Genomic DNA, 15962 nt, shown 5'->3' on the forward strand with positions numbered 1-15962 from the left:
TGCCCCCGACCATCTCGGGCGTGGGTTATCTGGAAGCGAACGGGCTCGCGTACACCTTGCCTGACGGCAGGGAGCTGTTCCGCGACGTCTCGTTCAAGGTGAGCGGCGGGACCGTGGTCGCGCTCGTCGGCGCGAACGGTGCCGGTAAGACGACGCTGCAGCGGATCCTGTCGGGGGAGCTCACCCCGAAGCAGGGCAGCGTGCACGTGCAGGGCGGGCTCGCGGTGATGCCGCAGTTCATCGGCTCGGTCCGCGACGACAGCCTCGTGCGCGACCTGCTGCTCTCGGTCGCTCCGGAGGCGCTCCGCAGGGCCGCCGAGGAGCTCGACCTGGCTGAGCTCGCGCTGATGGACACGGACGACGAAGCCGCCCAGATGCGTTACGCCAACGCCCTGACCAGCTACGGCGAGGCCGGCGGGTACGACGTCGAGGTCCTCTGGGACACCGTCTCCGTCGCCGCCCTGGGGCTGCCCTACGACCGGGCCCGGTTCCGCGAGGTGCGCACTCTTTCGGGTGGAGAGCAGAAGCGGCTGGTCCTGGAGACGCTGTTGCGCGGCCACGAGCAGGTCCTGCTGCTCGACGAGCCCGACAACTACCTCGACGTCCCCGGCAAGCGCTGGCTGGAGGACCGCCTCAGGGCCACCGACAAGGCCGTGCTCGTCGTCAGCCACGACCGCGAGCTGCTGGCCAACGCCGCCACGCACGTCGTCACGGTCGAGGCCCACTCCGCGTGGACGCACCCCGGATCGTTCGGCACCTGGCACGCCGCCCGCGCCAAGCGCATCGAGAAGCTCGAAGAGGACCACCGCCGCTGGAACGAGGAGCACGCACGGCTCAAGGAGCTGGTGAGGACGCTCCAGGAGCAGGCCAAGTTCTACGAGTCGATGAGCTCCAAGTACCGGGTGATGGTCGGCAGGCTGCAACGCTTCGAGGACGCGGGGCCGCCGCCGGAGATCGCGACCGACGAGAAGGTCACCCCTCGCCTGAAGGGCGGCCGCACCGGCATCCGCGCGATCACGTGCGAGCAGCTGGAGCTGACCGGCCTCATGAAACCGTTCTCGCAGGAGATCTTCTTCGGCGACCGGGTGGCGGTGCTGGGCTCGAACGGCTCCGGCAAGAGCCACTTCCTGCGGCTGCTCGGCGGCGACGACGTCCGGACGTCGGGTGCCTGGAAGCTCGGCGCGCGGGTCGTGCCCGGCCTGTTCGCGCAGACGCACGAGCACCCGGAGTGGATCGGCCGCACGCTCGTGGACATCCTCTGGCACGGCGAGGGCCAGCGCACCGGCAAGGACCGGGGCGCCGCCATGGCGGTGTTGCAGCGCTACGGCCTGCACCAGGCGGGCGACCAGCGCTTCGAGAACCTCTCCGGCGGCCAGCAGGCGCGGTTCCAGATCCTGCTGCTGGAGCTGTCCGGGGCGACGTTGCTGCTGCTCGACGAGCCGACCGACAACCTCGACCTGGCCTCGGCGGAGGCGTTGCAGAACGCGTTGAACGACTTCGAGGGCACGGTCGTCGCGGTCACGCACGACAGGTGGTTCGCGAAGTCGTTCGACCGGTTCCTGCACTTCCGCGCGGACGGCAGGGTGTCCGAAGTGGACGAACCCGTCTGGACCTAGAGCTCCCAGGAGACGAAGGCGCCGTCGTCGACCGACCCGCCCGCCTTCTTGTAGGTGGCCTGCGCCGCCGCGTCCCCCGCGGCGGCGCCGGTCCACATCGCGTAACAACCCCGTTCCACCGCAAGGGCTTTCAACGCCTCGACCAACGCGGTGCCGATGCCGCGCCGCAGGAACGCGTCGTCCACGCCCAGCTCGTAGAGGAACATCTCGGTGCCCTTGTCCGGGTGCGTGGTCTCCACGCCGGACACGAACCCGGCCGGCCGGTCGCCGACGTACGCGATCAGCAGGTGGCTGTGATCCTGCGCCACGAACCGGGCGGTGGCGTCCGGCCGCGGCGGCGCGTCGAACAGGTGCGCGGCGGCGAACACGTCGTCGGCGGAGGCGGCGCGGCGGATCTTCATACCGTCAGGCTAAGCAATCTCGGTGTTCATCTCCGTGCGGTAGAACCGCTGGCGTGTCGGTCGACGCCTACTGCGAACGCCTCGGACCCGGCCTGTGGGCCGAGCCGCTCAACGCCCTGACGAACCTCGCGTTCCTGCTCGCGGCGCTCCTGCTGCTCAGGAGGCAGGCCCCGCCGAGCCTGCGAGCGCTCCCGGTCCTGCTCGCCCTCGTGGGTGTCGCGAGCCTGAGCTTCCACACGTTCGCGACCCGGCTGACCGGGGCGCTCGACAGCGCGTTCATCGCGGTGTTCGTCCTGTACTACGTGGTCGTGTTCGCGCACCAATACCGCAGGATCCCCTGGTCACAGGCCTGGATCGCGGCACCGGTGTTCATCGTGTTCGCGATCGTTGTCGGCCTGCTGGTGCGCGTGGGCCCCGGCATCTACCTGCCCGCGTTGCTCGCCCTGCTGGTCCTCGCGCCGCTGTCCGGGCGCGACTGGAGGTGGTTCGCGGGCGCGGCCGCCGTGTTCGCGGCGTCGCTCACGCTCAGGACCCTCGACGACCCGCTGTGCGGCGCGATCCCGAGCGGCACGCACTTCCTCTGGCACGTCCTCAACGCCGTCACGCTGTGGCTCGTGTCCGAGGCGATCATCCGCCGGGTCAGCGGTCCTCGACGAGCGCGGGCAGCTTCCCGTTCCTGACGAGCTTCGTCAGCTCCTCGTGGTCCGCCTCGGTCTGGTCGGCGTAGTCGAACGCGTACTTCGCGAAGGCCTCGTCCAGGTCGTTGCCGCCGCCGTTCTGGAAGTACCCGGCCAGCAGCCGGGGGTCCAGCGAACGGGTGTGCGCGCGGGCCAGCAGCGCGCCGGCGAAGCGGCCGTAGTCGTCGAGGTCGTCGCGCTTCAGCGTCGTGGCGTCGATCTCGCCCTTGCGGTTGCGGAACTGCCGCACGATGAAGTGCCGGCCCTCGATCGTGGTCCAGCCCAGCAGGATGTCGGTCTCCGCCTGCACGAGGCGGGCACCGTGCACGATCCGCTTGCCCTCGTGCTTGGCCGGTTCGACGTCCAGGAACGGCTGCAGCGCGGAGGGCCTGGCCTCCTTGGCCTGCAGGACCAGGGCCTCGGAGCCGTTGCCGTGCAACAGGATCAGGTAGTTGCGCAGGCCGACGCTGCCGGTGCCGACGACGCGGAACGCCACGTCCGACACGCCGTAGCGCATGATCAGGTTGGTCCGCGACTCGCGCAGGGTGTCCACGTAGGACGGCAGCGAGGCGATCACGGCCGCCGCGGTCGGGGCAGTGGCCTCGGTGAAGGTCGGCGGGTTCGTGATGAACCGCCACTTCTCACCGTCGTGCGCGGTCCACTTCGCGGCGAACTTCGCGCTGGTGTTCTTGCGCGACTTCTCGGCGGCCTTGGAGAAGTCGTTGATCAGGTCGTCGGCCTTGACCTTCGACAGCGTCGACTCGTCGCCGAGAGCCGTCCACGAGTCCAGGAACGGGACCTCCGCGAGCTTCTTGATCACCGCCCGGTAGGCGCTCACGGCGTCCTCGGCGGCGTCGCGGCAGCCCTTGTCGGACACGCCGCCGACGCGACCGGCCAGCACCAGCGAGGCCACGAGCCGCTTGAGGTCCCACTCCCACGGGCCGGGCAGCGTCTCGTCGAAGTCGTTGATGTCCATGACGATCTGGCCCTCGGGCGTGCCGTAGAGCCCGAAGTTCGCTGCGTGTGCATCACCGCACAACTGAGCGTGAAGTCCCGTCGAGCAGCCGGCGGCGAGATCACCCGCCTGCAGCCCGGCGGAACCGCGGAAGAACGCGAACGGGTTCTCCAGCATCCGGCCGATCCGCAACGGGATCAGGTTCTCCAGCCGGCCCTCGTTGGTGGCGCGCAGGAACTCCAGCACGGACGGGCGCGACGCGGCGAGCGACATCGAGCGGTGCGCCTTGAAGTCCACTGAGGACCGCAGCGCGCGTCCCTCCGCGTAGACCTCTTCCGGCTCAACCCATCTGCCCAGAGCGGCAGCGGCCCGCGCACGCACCCTTTCACCCATACAGGTCATGATGCATGCGGCGGACGGGCAACGTGGCCCGTCCGCCGCATTTGTGACCTAGCCAGGCGAAGAAATCGCCCTAAACAGGACGAACGACGTCCGCGATCGCCTGCACGCCCAGGTCGATCTCGTCACGGGTGATCACCAACGGCGGCGCGACGCGCAACGTCGACGCGTGCGTCTCCTTGCACAGCACCCCGCGCGTGGCCAGAGCCTCGGACGCGGCACGACCGACCGGCCCGCCCGGCGCGATCTCGACACCGGCCCACAGCCCGCGCCCGCGCACCTCGGCCACCCCGTGCCCGACCAGCTGACCGAGCGACGAGTGCAGGTACTCGCCCATCGTGCGCGAGCGCTCCTGGAACTCGCCGGTCGCCAGCAGCCGCACGACCGCGCGGCCGACGGCGCAGGCGAGCGGGTTGCCGCCGAACGTCGACCCGTGCTCGCCCGGCTTCAGCACGCCCAGCACCGCGCGCGACCCGACCACGGCGGACACCGGCAGGATGCCGCCGCCCAGGGCCTTGCCCAGCGTGTAGAGGTCCGCGCGCACGCCCTCGTGGTCCAGCGCGAACAGCTCGCCGGTGCGGCCGAGCCCCGACTGGATCTCGTCGGCGATCATCAGCACGCCGTGCTCGTCGCACAGGCGGCGGATCCCGGCCAGGTACCCGGCGGGCGGCACGACGACGCCGGCCTCGCCCTGGATCGGTTCGAGCAGCACGGCGGCGGTCCTGGGCGTGATCGCGGACTCGATCTCGTCCAGCGCGCCGTACTTCACGACCTTGAAGCCGGGCGTGAACGGCCCGAAGTCGTTGCGCGCCGTCTCGTCGGTCGAGAACGACACGATCGTCGTGGTGCGGCCGTGGAAGTTGGAACCCGCGACGATGATCTCGGCCGTGCCCTCCGGCACGCCCTTGACCTGGTAGGCCCACTTGCGCGCGACCTTGATCGCAGACTCGACGGCCTCGGCGCCGGAGTTCATCGCGAGGACCATCTCGGTGCCGGTGAGCTGGGCGAGCTCCCGGCAGAACAGGCCGAACTGGTCGTGGTGGAACGCGCGGCTGGTCAGCGTGACGCGGCCGAGCTGCTCGACGGCGGCGGCCACCAGGGCGGGGTGGCGGTGCCCGAAGTTCAGCGACGAGTAGCCGGACAGGAAGTCCAGGTAGCGGCGGCCCTCGACGTCGGTGACCCAGGACCCCTCGCCGTGCGAGATGACCACCGGCAGCGGGTGGTAGTTGTGCGTGCTCCACTCCTCGTCGAGTGCTACGAAGTCCGCGCTGGTGGTGGTGTTGTGCTCAGCGATGGCGGTCATCCTCCAAGGCTAGGGGCCGGAACAAGCGATTTCAGCCGCCAAGCATTGCGCACGGCCTCAGTTCGTTGCGTAGATTCACCATTCGGTGGTGATGTCTTGCACAGCAGGCGGACTGGACGGTGAATCGCTACGGTCTGGTGATGGCTAAGAAGTCGGTGCGTGACGCCCTGCGACTCGATGAGGTGGACCTCTCCACCCTCGACCCGGCCGGTCGGCCGGTCGGCCCCAAGAACAAGAAGGAGGCGGCCGAGGACCTCGCCGCCACCGGAGCCGAGCTGGACGCCCTGCAGGAGGCGCTCTACGCGGAGGATTCTCGCGCGGTCCTGCTCGTGCTGCAGGGCATGGACACCTCCGGCAAGGGCGGCGTCGTCAGCCACGTCATGGGTCTGGTGAACCCCCAGGGCGTGCGCATCGCGTCGTTCAAGAAACCGACTCCCGCCGAACGTCGTCAGTACTTCCTCTGGCGCATCAGGAAGGTCCTCCCCGAGAAGGGCCGCATCGGCGCGTTCGACCGCTCCCACTACGAGGACGTCCTCGTGCCCAAAGTAGAACGCCTGCTCACGGCCGCGGAGATTCGAGGGCGTTACAAGGAGATCAACGCCTTCGAGCAGGAGCTCGCGGACAACGGCGTCGTGCTCGTCAAGTGCTTCCTGCACATCTCGCCGGAGGTCCAGAAGGAACGGCTGCTCGCGCGGCTGGACGACCCGAAGAAGAACTGGAAGTACAACCCGGCCGACATCGACGTCCGGTCGAAGTGGTCCAGGTACCAGGACGCCTACACGCAGGCGCTGAAGAACTGCCGGGACACGCCCTGGTACGCCGTTCCCTCTGACCGCAAGTGGTACCGGAACTGGGCGATCAGCCGGTTGCTGCTGGAGACCCTGCGCGAGATGGACCCGAAGTTCCCGCCGCCCGCCTACGACCTGGAGGCCGAGAAGGCCCGGCTGGTCAACAACGACCCGTTGAGGTGAACGAGACGGACCGTCTCGTCTCGTCGGAAACGTTGCGCTGACTGCAATCTTGATTGCACCTATTGCCTGGCCGTAGTGGTCTAGGCCAGTGTGGGCTGCGCCGCCGCCGAAAGTTGATCCCGGAGGTGCGGACGTGGGTGTGGACCGGCGACGTTTTCTCGGAGCCATGGGCGTAGGAGCTGGACTGCTGATGACCGGAGGAACCGCTGAGGCGGCTGCCGCCACCCGGAGAGTGTTCTTCGGCGCCTACACGACGTGGAGCGGGGGCGCTAAGGGCATCGGCATCGGCACCTACGACACCGCGACCGGGCAGCTGAAGTCGACGGGCGTGATCCCGGGCGTGGTCAACCCGTCCTTCGTGATCGAGTCGAAGGACGGCAGGTTCCTCTACGCCGTCAACGAGAACACCGCCGGCGAGGTCACCGCGATCAACGCGGCCACGCTGAAGGTGATCAACAAGCAGGCGACCGGCGGCGCCGACCCGTGCCACCTCACGCTCGACCCGTCCGGGAAGTTCCTGATCACGGCCGACTACTCGTCCGGCTCGCTCAGCGTCTTCCCGGTCAACGCGGACGGCAGCCTCGGCGCGCGCACGCAGAAGGTCCAGCACAAGGGCTCCGGCCCGGACCCGGAGCGCCAGCAGGGCCCGCACGCGCACCACATCGTGTTCGACCAGGCGGGGAAGTACGCGGCGGCGGTCGACCTGGGCGCGGACTCGGTGTTCGTGTACTCGTTCACCGGCGGGAAGCTGACGCAGGTCTCGCAGGCGAAGGTCAAGCCGGGCGCAGGACCGCGGCACATCGCGTTCCACCCGGACGGCAAGACCGCGTACGTCGCGAACGAGCTGGACTCGACCATCGTGACCTGCGCGTACGCCGACGGGAAGCTCGCGCCGGGCCAGGTGCTGCCGACCGCGCCGTCCGGTGGGGTGAAGAACTACCCGGCCGAGGTGCTGGTCTCTGCCGACGGCAAGTTCGTCTACCTGTCGAACCGCGGGCACGACAGCGTCGCGCACTTCGCGGTCGACGGCGCCGGGCTGACGCTCGTCGGCACCACGCCGGTCGGTGGCAAGTACCCGCGGCACATCACGTTCGACCCGTCCGGGTCGTTGCTGTTCGCAGCGAACCAGAACTCGAACAACGTCACGTCGTTCAAGGTGGACAGGGCGACCGGCAAGCTCACCCCGTCCGGCACCGCGCTGCAGACCGCCATCCCGGTCTGCGTGCTGCCCACACGTCTGGGTTAACCGACTACAAGTCGACCGTCCACAGTGGTAGTCCGGCTTCATGGGTTTCATGGCTGGAGTACTCGCTGTCGCACTGCTGGCGCCCGCACCGATCGCACCGGAGTACGTCGCACTCGGCGACTCCTACGCGTCCGGGGCGGGCGCCGGTTCCTATGTGGAGGGCTCGTGCCGCCGCAGCTCGAACGCCTACCCGGCGTTGCAGGGCACGGAGTTCCCGTCGTTCAAGTTCGTGGCGTGCAGCGGCGCGACCACGAAGTCGCTGAAGTCGCAGTTCCGCGCGCTCACGGCCGCCACTACGCTCGTCACGATCACCATCGGCGGCAACGACCTGGGGTTCGCCGACGTCCTGACCGCGTGCACGCTCAAGGGTGACGCGGCCTGCTCGGCGCGGGTCGCCACGGCGGTCGCGTTCGCCCACGAGCAACTGCCCGGCCGGCTCGACACCACCTACGCCACGATCAGGGAGACCGCGCCGAACGCCAGGCTGGTCGTGCTCGGCTACCCGCGGCTGTTCACGCCGGACGACGACTGCCGGACGCTGTCGGCGGTCAAGCGCGCGGCTCTCAACGACGCCGCCGACCAGCTGTCCGGCGAGATCGCCAAGGCCGCCGAACGGGCCGGCGCGCGGTACGTGGACGTGAGGGAAGCGTTTGCGCACCACGGCGTGTGCTCGCCCAAGCCGTGGATCAACGGGTTGACCAACCCGACCGCCGACTCCTACCACCCGAACAAGGCAGGTCAGGCCGCGTACTTCCAGGCGCTGGCGGCCTAGGGCCTGAATCCCGCTCGGCTTCGGGAGGGTCTTCGTGTGATCATGCGCGGGTGAGTCTTCTGAGGGAGGTCACGGCCACCCGCTACGTCACCCCGTTCCGCGAGGGCGGGTCGATGCCGGGACTGGTCGAGGCCGACGACCTGGGTATGTACGTGGTGAAGTTCCGAGGCGCCGGACAGGGCGTGAAGGTGCTGGTCGCCGAGATCGTCGTCGGTGAGCTGGCGCGCGGGCTGGGCTTCCGGATACCCGAGATCGTCCTGGTGCACCTCGACCCCGAGCTGGCGCGCGCCGAACCCGACCAGGAGGTCCAGGAGCTGCTGCGGGCCAGCGGCGGCCTCAACCTCGGGCTCGACTACCTGCCCGGCTCGTTCGACTTCAACCCGGTCGTGCGCGACCCCGGCGTCGAACTCGCCACGAGGCTGCTGTGGTTCGACGCGCTGGTGCTCAACGTGGACCGCAGCTGGCGCAACCCGAACATGCTGCTGTGGCACCGCGAACCGTGGCTGATCGACCACGGCGCCGCGCTCTACTTCCACTACTCGTGGAGCGAGGGATCCCGGCCCACCCCAGAATGGAACATGCGCGACTACCGCTACGACGCCTCGGACCACGCGATGCTGCCCAACGCGGCCTCGGTGTCCGAAGTGGACGCCGAGATGGCGCGGCGGGTCACGCCGGAGCTGCTCGACGAGGTGCTCGCGCTCGTTCCCGACGAGTGGCTCGAAGGCGATCCCACCGAACTCCGTCAGCGCTACAAGGACTTCTTCACCTACCGCCTCGCGAACCGCGGCTGGGTCGACTCGCTGGAGGCCGCGCGTGCCGCACGTGTTTGAGTACGCGCTGCTGCGGGCCGTGCCGCGGCAGGAGCGCGGCGAGTTCATGAACGTCGGCGTCCTCGTCTACTGCGCGCCGCTGGACTTCCTGTGCGCCAAGACCTATGTGGACGGTGACCGGCTGAGGGTGCTGGACCCGCACCTCGACGTCGAGATGCTCGAAAGCAGCCTGGAGCACCTCACCAACTCGTGCGACGGCAGTCCCGCCGCTGGTCCGGTCAGCGGGACGACGATCGGGCAGCGGTTCCGCTGGCTGACCGCGCCCCGCAGCACCATCGTGCAGACCTCACCCGCTCACACTGGCTGGACCGACGACCCGTCCGCCGAGGTCACCAGGCTTTTCGAGGCGTTGGTGCTGCCACCCCGGTAGGTTTCCTCGCAACCTAACGGGACGAACGGCGTCCCTAGTTGCAAAGCGAAACTGATGCGATCGGGGTTGGCGACACATGAGCGCTGGGTATCACCACGGCTACCAGCAGCCGCGGCGTCCCATGCCGCCGCAGCGGCCGATGAAGAAGAAGAGGCGTCCGGGACGCGTCATTCTGGTGCTGCTGCTCGTCCTGGTTCTGGGAATCGTCGGATTCGGGTTCTACGTCGACTCGACGCTGACCCGGATCAACGCGCTGCCGGACTACGAGGGCCGGCCGGCCGAGACGCCGGGCACCACCTGGCTGCTCGTCGGATCGGACGCGCGGGAAGGCCTGACGCAGGAGCAGAAGGACGCGCTCGCCACCGGTGACGCCGGCGGACGGCGTACCGACACCATCATGATGCTGCACCTGCCGGACAACAGCGCCGCCAAGCCGGTGCTGGTGTCGATCCCGCGTGACTCCTACGTCGCGATCCCGGACAACGGGCGCAACAAGGTCAACGCGGCGTACGCGTTCGGCGGGCCGCAGATGCTCGTGCAGACCGTCGAGGGCGCCACCGGCGTGCGGATCGACCACTACATGGAGATCGGCTTCGGCGGGTTCTCCGACATGGTCGACGCGGTCGGCGGTGTCGACATCTGCCTCGACGAGCCGATCAAGGACCCGCTGGCCGGCATCGACCTGGCAGCGGGCTGCCAGGAGCTCGACGGGCCGCAGGCGCTCGGGTTCGTGCGGACCCGCGCGTTCGCGACCGCCGACCTGCAGCGCGTGCAGAACCAGCGCAAGTTCCTGTCGGCGCTCTTCGAGAAGGTGAAGAGCCCGGCGACGCTCGCGAACCCGTTCCGCGTCATCCCGCTGATGAACGCGGCGTCCGGAGCGGTGTCGGTCAACGAGGACGACCACGTGTGGCACCTGGCCAGCGTCGCGTTGAACATGAGCGACGCGACGAGCGGAACGGTGCCGGTCGGGTCCACGCCGACGGTGCCCGGTGCGGGCTCGGTCGTGCAGTGGAACAAGGAGAAGGCGTCCGAGCTGTTCGACCTGATCAGCAAGGACCAGCCGGTGCCCGCCGAGCTGATCGCCCCTCCGAAGTAGTTCCCTACGACTTGACGGGCTCGGGAGTGGGCTCCGAGTCGGTCAGACCGGCCTCCTGCGCGATGCCTTCGAGCTCGCGCAGGAGGTCGTCGTAAATGGGTGTTGTCGACATGGGTGTGTCCCCCTCGTAAAGATCTTCCCCCGTTCAGGTGACGGGAGCCTACGCCTCTTTACCCAGTCGCCCGGCACATATGCCTATTTCCTGCTAAATGTCGACTAAAGCCACCCGTTGACCAGGCGTTATGTGGGTGAGCCACATGTCACGTCCGCCCTGACACGCCTACCGTTCTCGGCATGTCGAGTGTCACGGGTCACACCGCGCTGGTCACCGGAGCCGCGAGCGGCATAGGCCTCGCCTGCGCTCGCAGGCTGGCCGACGAAGGCGCCGAGGTTCATCTGGTCGACCTCGACCCCGAGGTTCACTCCCTCGCGGAAGAACTCGGTGGCGTCGGTCACGTCCTCGACCTGACCGGACCGGTCGACTCGCTCCCCACCGGGATCGACGTCCTGGTCAACAACGCCGGCGTGCAGCACGTCGCGCCCATCCACGAGTTCCCCGTCGAGCGCTTCTCGATGATGCTCGACCTGATGGTGGGGGCCGCGTTCCGCCTCACCCGCCACGTGCTGCCGCACATGTACGACCGCGGCTGGGGCCGGCTGGTGCACATCACCAGCGTCCACGGCATCCGCGCGTCCGCGTTCAAGTCCGCCTACACCGCCGCGAAGCACGGCCTGGAGGGGTTCTCCAAGGTCGCCGCGCTGGAAGGCGCGCCGCACGGCGTCACGTCCAACTGCGTGGCACCCGGTTACGTGCGGACCCCCTTGGTGGAGAAGCAGATCGCGGACCAGGCGAAGGTGCACGGGATCCCCGAGTCGGAGGTCCCGGAGCGGATTTTCCTCCAGCGCAGCGCAGTCAAACGGATGATGGAGCCTTCCGAGGTGGCCTCCGCGGTGCTGTGGTTGTGCGACAACAGTTTTGTCACCGGTACGTCGTTGGCCGTCGATGGCGGCTGGTCAGCTCAATGAGGAGTTGTCGATGATCAAAAAAGTGGTAGGCGCTTCGCTCATCGGAACAACTGTCGAGTGGTACGACTTCTTCCTCTACGGCTCGGCAGCCGCTCTGGTGTTCAACAAGCTCTTCTTCCCGACGGCGGACCCGTTGAACGGCACGCTGCTCGCGTTCACGACGTACGCGATCGGCTTCCTGGCGCGGCCGCTGGGCGGTGTGGTCTTCGGCCACTTCGGCGACCGGCTGGGGCGCAAGAAGTTGCTGGTGCTGTCGTTGCTGCTGATGGGTGGCGCGACGATGCTCATGGGCGTGCTGCCGACCTATGCGTCGGTCGGCATCCTGGCGCCCTTGCTGCTGACGTTCCTGCGCCTGGTGCAGGGTTTCGCGCTCGGCGGTGAGTGGGGCGGGGCCGTGCTGATCGTCTCCGAGCACGGTGACGCGAAACGACGCGGGTTCTGGGCGTCGTGGCCGCAGGCCGGTGTGCCGTGCGGGAACCTGCTGGCGACGGGTGTCCTCGCGATCCTGGCGGCGGTGCAGTCGGACGAGGACTTCCTGGCGTGGGGCTGGCGCATCCCGTTCCTGCTCTCCGGTGTGCTCGTGGTGATCGGTCTCTGGATCCGGCTGACGGTGTCCGAGTCGCCGATCTTCCTGGCGGCGCAGGAGAAGCGCGCGAAGGAGCCCGTCGAGGAGAAGGCGCCGGTCCTCGTGCTGCTCAAGCACAACTGGCGCGAGGTGCTGATCGCGATGGGCGCCCGGTTCGCCGAGAACGTGTCCTACTACGTGATCACCGCCTTCATCCTGGTCTACGTGGTGACAGGGCTCGGGTTGTCGAAGTCGGTGGGGCTCAACGCGGTGCTGATCGCCTCGGCCGTGCACCTGGTGTCGATCCCGGTGTGGGGTCATCTGTCCGACAGGTTCGGGCGGCGGTCGATCTACCTCGTCGGCGCGGTCGGCATGGGCGTCTGGATCTTCGCGTTCTTCGCGTTGCTCGACACGAAGGACCCGGTGCTGATCACGTTGGCGACGACGATCGGGCTGGTGCTGCACGGCGCGATGTACGGGCCGCAGGCGGCGTTCTTCTCGGAGCTGTTCGGGACGCGGGTGCGGTACTCGGGCGCGTCGGTCGGCTACCAGCTGGCGTCGATCGCGGCGGGCGCGCTGGCCCCGTTGATCGCGACGGCGTTGCTGAAGGAGTTCGGGGCCTCACTGCCGATCTCGATCTACGTGGTGGCCACGTGCGTGATCACGGTGATCGCGATCCTGCTGGCCAAGGAGACCCGTGGTGCGGATCTGGAGGATCGTGACAGGGTTGGGGTGTGACACGACGGCGTGAGGCCGAACTGGCGGCGTTGTTCGAGACCGCGTCCGAGCTCGCGGGCATCCGCGACCCGGACGCGGTCCTCCGCTCGATCGTGCGCAGAGCGCGGACGCTGCTCGGGACGGACGTCTCGTACCTGTCGATGAACGACCCGGCCGGCACCTACATGAGGGTGACGGACGGGTCGTTCTCGCCGTTGTTCCAGAAAGTGCGGCTGGGGCTCGGCGAGGGTCTTGGTGGACTCGTGGCGCAGACCGCCCGTCCTTACGCGACCGCCGACTACTTCGCGGACGCCCGGTTCAACCACACCCGGCCGATCGACGTGGCCGTGCGCGACGAGGGCCTGGCGGCGATCCTGGGCGTGCCGCTGAAGCTCGACTCGAAGGTCATCGGCGTGCTGTACGCGGCCGACCGGACCTCGCGGGAGTTCCCGCCCGAGGAGGTCGCGCTGCTGCAGTCGCTGGCCGACCACGCGGCCATCGCGATCGACACGGCGTCGTTGTTCGCGACGATCCAGTCGCACAACCAGGCCATGAAACGGGCCGAGGAGGCCCACGACCGGCTCACCGACCTGGTGCTGCGCGGCGGTTCCTCGGCCGAGGTCGCCGCCGCGGTGGGGGAGTTGCTCGGCGGACCCGTCGACGTGTTCGACGTCGTGCCTCCCGCCGCGGTGCGGGCCAACGGGCGCGCGGTGCTGCTCGGCGAGGTGTGGGTGTGCGCCGTGCTGGCCGGGTCCGAGCTGCTGGGCGGGATCGCGTTGTCCGGCCGCCCCGACCTGACCGACGCGGACCGCAGGGTGTTCGAGCGGTCGGCGGCCGTGACGGCGTTGCTGTTGCTGCTGCGCCGGACCGTGGCCGAGGCGGAGAACAAGGTCCGCGGCGAGCTGATCACCGACATCCTGGACGGGCGGGACGCGACCGGGCTGCTGGCGCGAGGGCGCCGGGTCGGGGTGGAGCTGTCGGAGCCGCACGTGGTCCTGGTGGCGGACGGCAACCTCTCCGGTGCCACGCACTACGCGTCGGTCCACAGAGGACTGGCGGGGTCGCGCGGGCGGGACGTCGTGCTGGCGCTGCCCTCGGCGTCCACGGACGTCGCGCGTGAGGTGGCCAAGGCGCTGGACGCGACGGTCGGCGCGTGCGGTCCGGTCGCGGGACCGGCGGCGATCGCCGAGGCGTACGAGGAGGCGCGGCGGTGCCTGAAGGCGTTGCGGCAGCTGGGCCGGGAGAAGGACGCCGCGACGATGGCCGACCTCGGGTTCGTCGGCGTGCTGCTCGGTGATCGGGCGAACGTCTCCGGCTACGTGCGGTCGGTGCTCGGGCCGGTGCTCGACTACGACGCCGAACGCGGTACGGACCTGGTGCACACGCTGGAGGTCTACTTCCGCTGCGGCGCGAACCTCAGCCGTGCCAAGGCGGAGCTGCACCTCCACGTCAACACGGTCACGCAACGGCTAGATCGAGTCACGTCGTTGCTCGGCGACTGGCAGTCGCCCGACCGCGTGCTGGAGGTGCAGCTCGCCCTGCGCCTACTCCGCCTGCAGTGAGTCCTTGACGGGTACCGCATCGCCCGCGGCCGCGTCGGAGTTGCCGAACGGCTTGGCGATCAGCATGTACACCAGGCCGATGCCGACGACCAGGACACCGCTCAGGATGACGATGTAGTTGTCGTACCAGGGTGCGTCCGGCGTGCGCGGCCACACCATGTTCACCATCGCCGCCACGCCGTACGCGAGCGCCAGCACGTTGACGACGAGACCCCACCGGCCGAGCGTGAACTCGCCCGACGGCGTCCAGCCCTTGAGCCGCGCCCGCAGCGCCGCGAACACGACCATCTGGAAGCCCAGGTAGATGCCGAGCGTCGCGAACGACACGATCTTGTCCAGCGCGTTCGTGGACAGCATCGACGCGACCACGATGACCGCCGGGATCACACCGGCGAGCGCCAGCGCGTACGGCGGGATGTGACGCTTCTTGTTGAACCTCGCCAGTGCCTTGTGCCCGAACACCATCTTGTCGCGGGCGTAGGAGTACGTCAGCCGGGAGGCCGCCGCCTGCAACGACATCGTGCAGGACAGGAACGAGATCAGCACGACACCGATCACGATCTTGTAGCCGACCGGGCCGAACGCGTTGGTCAGGATGTTCGTGACCGGGTCGGCGTCCTCGCCGCTGATGACCTTGCCGAAGTCCGGCACCGCCAGCAGCAGCGACAGGCACGCGAACGTGGCCGCCGCGCCGCCGATGTAGATGGTGCGGCGCATGGCCTTCGGGATGACGCGGCCGGGGTCCTTGACCTCCTCCGCGGTGTCCCCGCACGCCTCGAAGCCGTAGTACTGGTAGAGGCCGATGATGCCCGCCGCGAAGAACGCCGGCAGGTAGCTGCCCGAACCCTCCGCGCCGAAGCTGTCGAACAGCACTCCCAGGCCGTGCACGCGGTTGTCGACGAGCAGCCAGATGCCGACCACCAGCGCGCCGACGATCTCCGCGGCGAACCCGAAGATCGCGGCCCAGGACAGCACCTTCGTGCCCGCGTAGTTGATCAGCGTCGAGACCGCGATGATCGCGATCGCGCACAGCACCGTGTTGCCGACGTTGGCCGTGTAACCGAGAAGCGTTGCCAGATAAGGGCCCGCGCCGTAGCTGACGGACGCGATGGTGACCAGCAGGGCGATCATGTAGACCCAGCCGGTCATCCACGCCCAGCGCTTGCCCCACAGGCGGCGCGCCCAGGGGTACACGCCGCCCGCCACCGGGTACTGCGCCACGAGCTCGCCGAAGATGAGCGCGACCAGGAACTGGCCGACGCCCGCGACGACGAAGCTCCAGATCATCGGCGGGCCGCCCAGGGCGAGGGCGACGCCGAACAGCGTGTACGTGCTGACCACGGGGGAGAGGTACGTGAACCCCAGCGAGAAGTTCGCCCAGGGACTCATGTCCCGCTTGAACTCCGACGTGTACCCGAGGTCCTTGAGCCGGTCTTCGGCTGTCGCCGTCATC

15 protein-coding genes are annotated in these 15962 nt (G+C 68.8%); 11 read left to right on the top strand and 4 right to left on the bottom strand.

What is annotated here, in order from left to right; genetic code table 11:
- The first annotated feature begins 20 nt into the window (after positions 1-20).
- Positions 21-1616, top strand: coding sequence for an ABC-F family ATP-binding cassette domain-containing protein (locus tag ACFWN2_RS25450; protein ID WP_382431341.1), 1596 nt, complete (start codon positions 21-23; stop codon positions 1614-1616).
- Here the strand turns inward: ACFWN2_RS25450 and ACFWN2_RS25455 are convergent.
- The gene (locus ACFWN2_RS25455) at positions 1613-2017 is read right to left on the bottom strand and encodes a GNAT family N-acetyltransferase (RefSeq protein ID WP_382431343.1); all 405 of its coding nucleotides are present in this window, start codon (positions 2015-2017) and stop codon (positions 1613-1615) included. The two genes, ACFWN2_RS25450 and ACFWN2_RS25455, sit on opposite strands and share 4 nt — an antisense overlap.
- Positions 2018-2070: 53 nt before the next feature.
- Between ACFWN2_RS25455 and ACFWN2_RS25460 the strand changes: the two genes are divergently transcribed.
- Positions 2071-2697, top strand: coding sequence for a hypothetical protein (locus ACFWN2_RS25460; protein WP_382431345.1), 627 nt, complete (start codon positions 2071-2073; stop codon positions 2695-2697).
- Here the strand turns inward: ACFWN2_RS25460 and ACFWN2_RS25465 are convergent.
- A complete protein-coding gene (locus ACFWN2_RS25465; RefSeq protein ID WP_382431347.1) occupies positions 2657-4042 on the bottom strand; it encodes a DUF2252 domain-containing protein in 1386 nt (461 codons plus the stop codon). The genes ACFWN2_RS25460 and ACFWN2_RS25465 overlap by 41 nt on opposite strands.
- 79 nt (positions 4043-4121) lie before the next feature.
- A complete protein-coding gene (rocD, locus tag ACFWN2_RS25470) occupies positions 4122-5351 on the bottom strand; it encodes an ornithine--oxo-acid transaminase (RefSeq protein WP_382431349.1) in 1230 nt (409 codons plus the stop codon).
- A 140-nt stretch (positions 5352-5491) separates the two neighbouring features.
- Between rocD and ACFWN2_RS25475 the strand changes: the two genes are divergently transcribed.
- The 9 genes from ACFWN2_RS25475 to ACFWN2_RS25515 all read left to right on the top strand — a co-directional run bounded on the left by ACFWN2_RS25475 (position 5492) and on the right by ACFWN2_RS25515 (position 14509).
- On the top strand, positions 5492-6322 hold the full coding sequence (locus tag ACFWN2_RS25475) for a PPK2 family polyphosphate kinase (RefSeq protein WP_382431351.1): 831 nt from the start codon (positions 5492-5494) through the stop codon (positions 6320-6322).
- Between the two features lie 190 nt (positions 6323-6512).
- Positions 6513-7568 carry a lactonase family protein gene (locus ACFWN2_RS25480; RefSeq protein WP_382431353.1) on the top strand — a complete coding sequence of 352 codons (1056 nt, stop codon included), beginning with the start codon at positions 6513-6515 and terminating at the stop codon, positions 7566-7568.
- A gap of 49 nt (positions 7569-7617) precedes the next feature.
- Positions 7618-8340 (top strand): SGNH/GDSL hydrolase family protein, encoded by a 723-nt coding sequence (locus tag ACFWN2_RS25485; protein WP_382431355.1) that lies wholly within the window; start codon positions 7618-7620, stop codon positions 8338-8340.
- Between the two features lie 50 nt (positions 8341-8390).
- Positions 8391-9173 (top strand): HipA family kinase, encoded by a 783-nt coding sequence (locus ACFWN2_RS25490; protein ID WP_382431357.1) that lies wholly within the window; start codon positions 8391-8393, stop codon positions 9171-9173.
- On the top strand, positions 9157-9543 hold the full coding sequence (locus ACFWN2_RS25495; protein WP_382431359.1) for a DUF3037 domain-containing protein: 387 nt from the start codon (positions 9157-9159) through the stop codon (positions 9541-9543). The genes ACFWN2_RS25490 and ACFWN2_RS25495 overlap by 17 nt, the downstream gene beginning before the upstream one ends.
- 76 nt (positions 9544-9619) lie before the next feature.
- Positions 9620-10639 (top strand): LCP family protein, encoded by a 1020-nt coding sequence (locus ACFWN2_RS25500; protein WP_382431361.1) that lies wholly within the window; start codon positions 9620-9622, stop codon positions 10637-10639.
- 294 nt (positions 10640-10933) lie between these two features.
- A complete protein-coding gene (locus ACFWN2_RS25505) occupies positions 10934-11665 on the top strand; it encodes an SDR family NAD(P)-dependent oxidoreductase (RefSeq protein WP_382431363.1) in 732 nt (243 codons plus the stop codon).
- 10 nt (positions 11666-11675) lie between these two features.
- Positions 11676-12968, top strand: coding sequence for an MFS transporter (locus ACFWN2_RS25510; protein WP_382431365.1), 1293 nt, complete (start codon positions 11676-11678; stop codon positions 12966-12968).
- Positions 12965-14509, top strand: coding sequence for a helix-turn-helix domain-containing protein (locus ACFWN2_RS25515; RefSeq protein WP_382431367.1), 1545 nt, complete (start codon positions 12965-12967; stop codon positions 14507-14509). Before ACFWN2_RS25510 ends, ACFWN2_RS25515 begins: the two co-directional genes overlap by 4 nt.
- Here ACFWN2_RS25515 and ACFWN2_RS25520 read toward each other — a convergent pair.
- On the bottom strand, positions 14492-15961 hold the full coding sequence (locus ACFWN2_RS25520; protein WP_382431369.1) for an APC family permease: 1470 nt from the start codon (positions 15959-15961) through the stop codon (positions 14492-14494). The two genes, ACFWN2_RS25515 and ACFWN2_RS25520, sit on opposite strands and share 18 nt — an antisense overlap.
- Position 15962: the final 1 nt, after the last annotated feature.

Origin of the sequence: Lentzea sp. NPDC058436 (assembly GCF_042721515.1) — a bacterium.
Taxonomy (GTDB): Bacteria; Actinomycetota; Actinomycetes; order Mycobacteriales; family Pseudonocardiaceae; genus Lentzea.

Bases quoted from the DNA above. Each gene is read 5' to 3' on its own strand.
- rocD (WP_382431349.1), bottom strand. From the start codon at position 5,351: ATGACCGCCATCGCTGAGCACAACACCACCACCAGCGCGGACTTCGTA.
- ACFWN2_RS25465 (WP_382431347.1), bottom strand. From the start codon at position 4,042: ATGGGTGAAAGGGTGCGTGCGCGGGCCGCTGCCGCTCTGGGCAGATGG.
- ACFWN2_RS25455 (WP_382431343.1), bottom strand. From the start codon at position 2,017: ATGAAGATCCGCCGCGCCGCCTCCGCCGACGACGTGTTCGCCGCCGCG.
- ACFWN2_RS25500 (WP_382431361.1), top strand. From the start codon at position 9,620: ATGAGCGCTGGGTATCACCACGGCTACCAGCAGCCGCGGCGTCCCATG.
- ACFWN2_RS25485 (WP_382431355.1), top strand. From the start codon at position 7,618: ATGGCTGGAGTACTCGCTGTCGCACTGCTGGCGCCCGCACCGATCGCA.
- ACFWN2_RS25510 (WP_382431365.1), top strand. From the start codon at position 11,676: ATGATCAAAAAAGTGGTAGGCGCTTCGCTCATCGGAACAACTGTCGAG.
- ACFWN2_RS25475 (WP_382431351.1), top strand. From the start codon at position 5,492: ATGGCTAAGAAGTCGGTGCGTGACGCCCTGCGACTCGATGAGGTGGAC.
- ACFWN2_RS25520 (WP_382431369.1), bottom strand. From the start codon at position 15,961: ATGACGGCGACAGCCGAAGACCGGCTCAAGGACCTCGGGTACACGTCG.
- ACFWN2_RS25505 (WP_382431363.1), top strand. From the start codon at position 10,934: ATGTCGAGTGTCACGGGTCACACCGCGCTGGTCACCGGAGCCGCGAGC.
- ACFWN2_RS25480 (WP_382431353.1), top strand. From the start codon at position 6,513: ATGACCGGAGGAACCGCTGAGGCGGCTGCCGCCACCCGGAGAGTGTTC.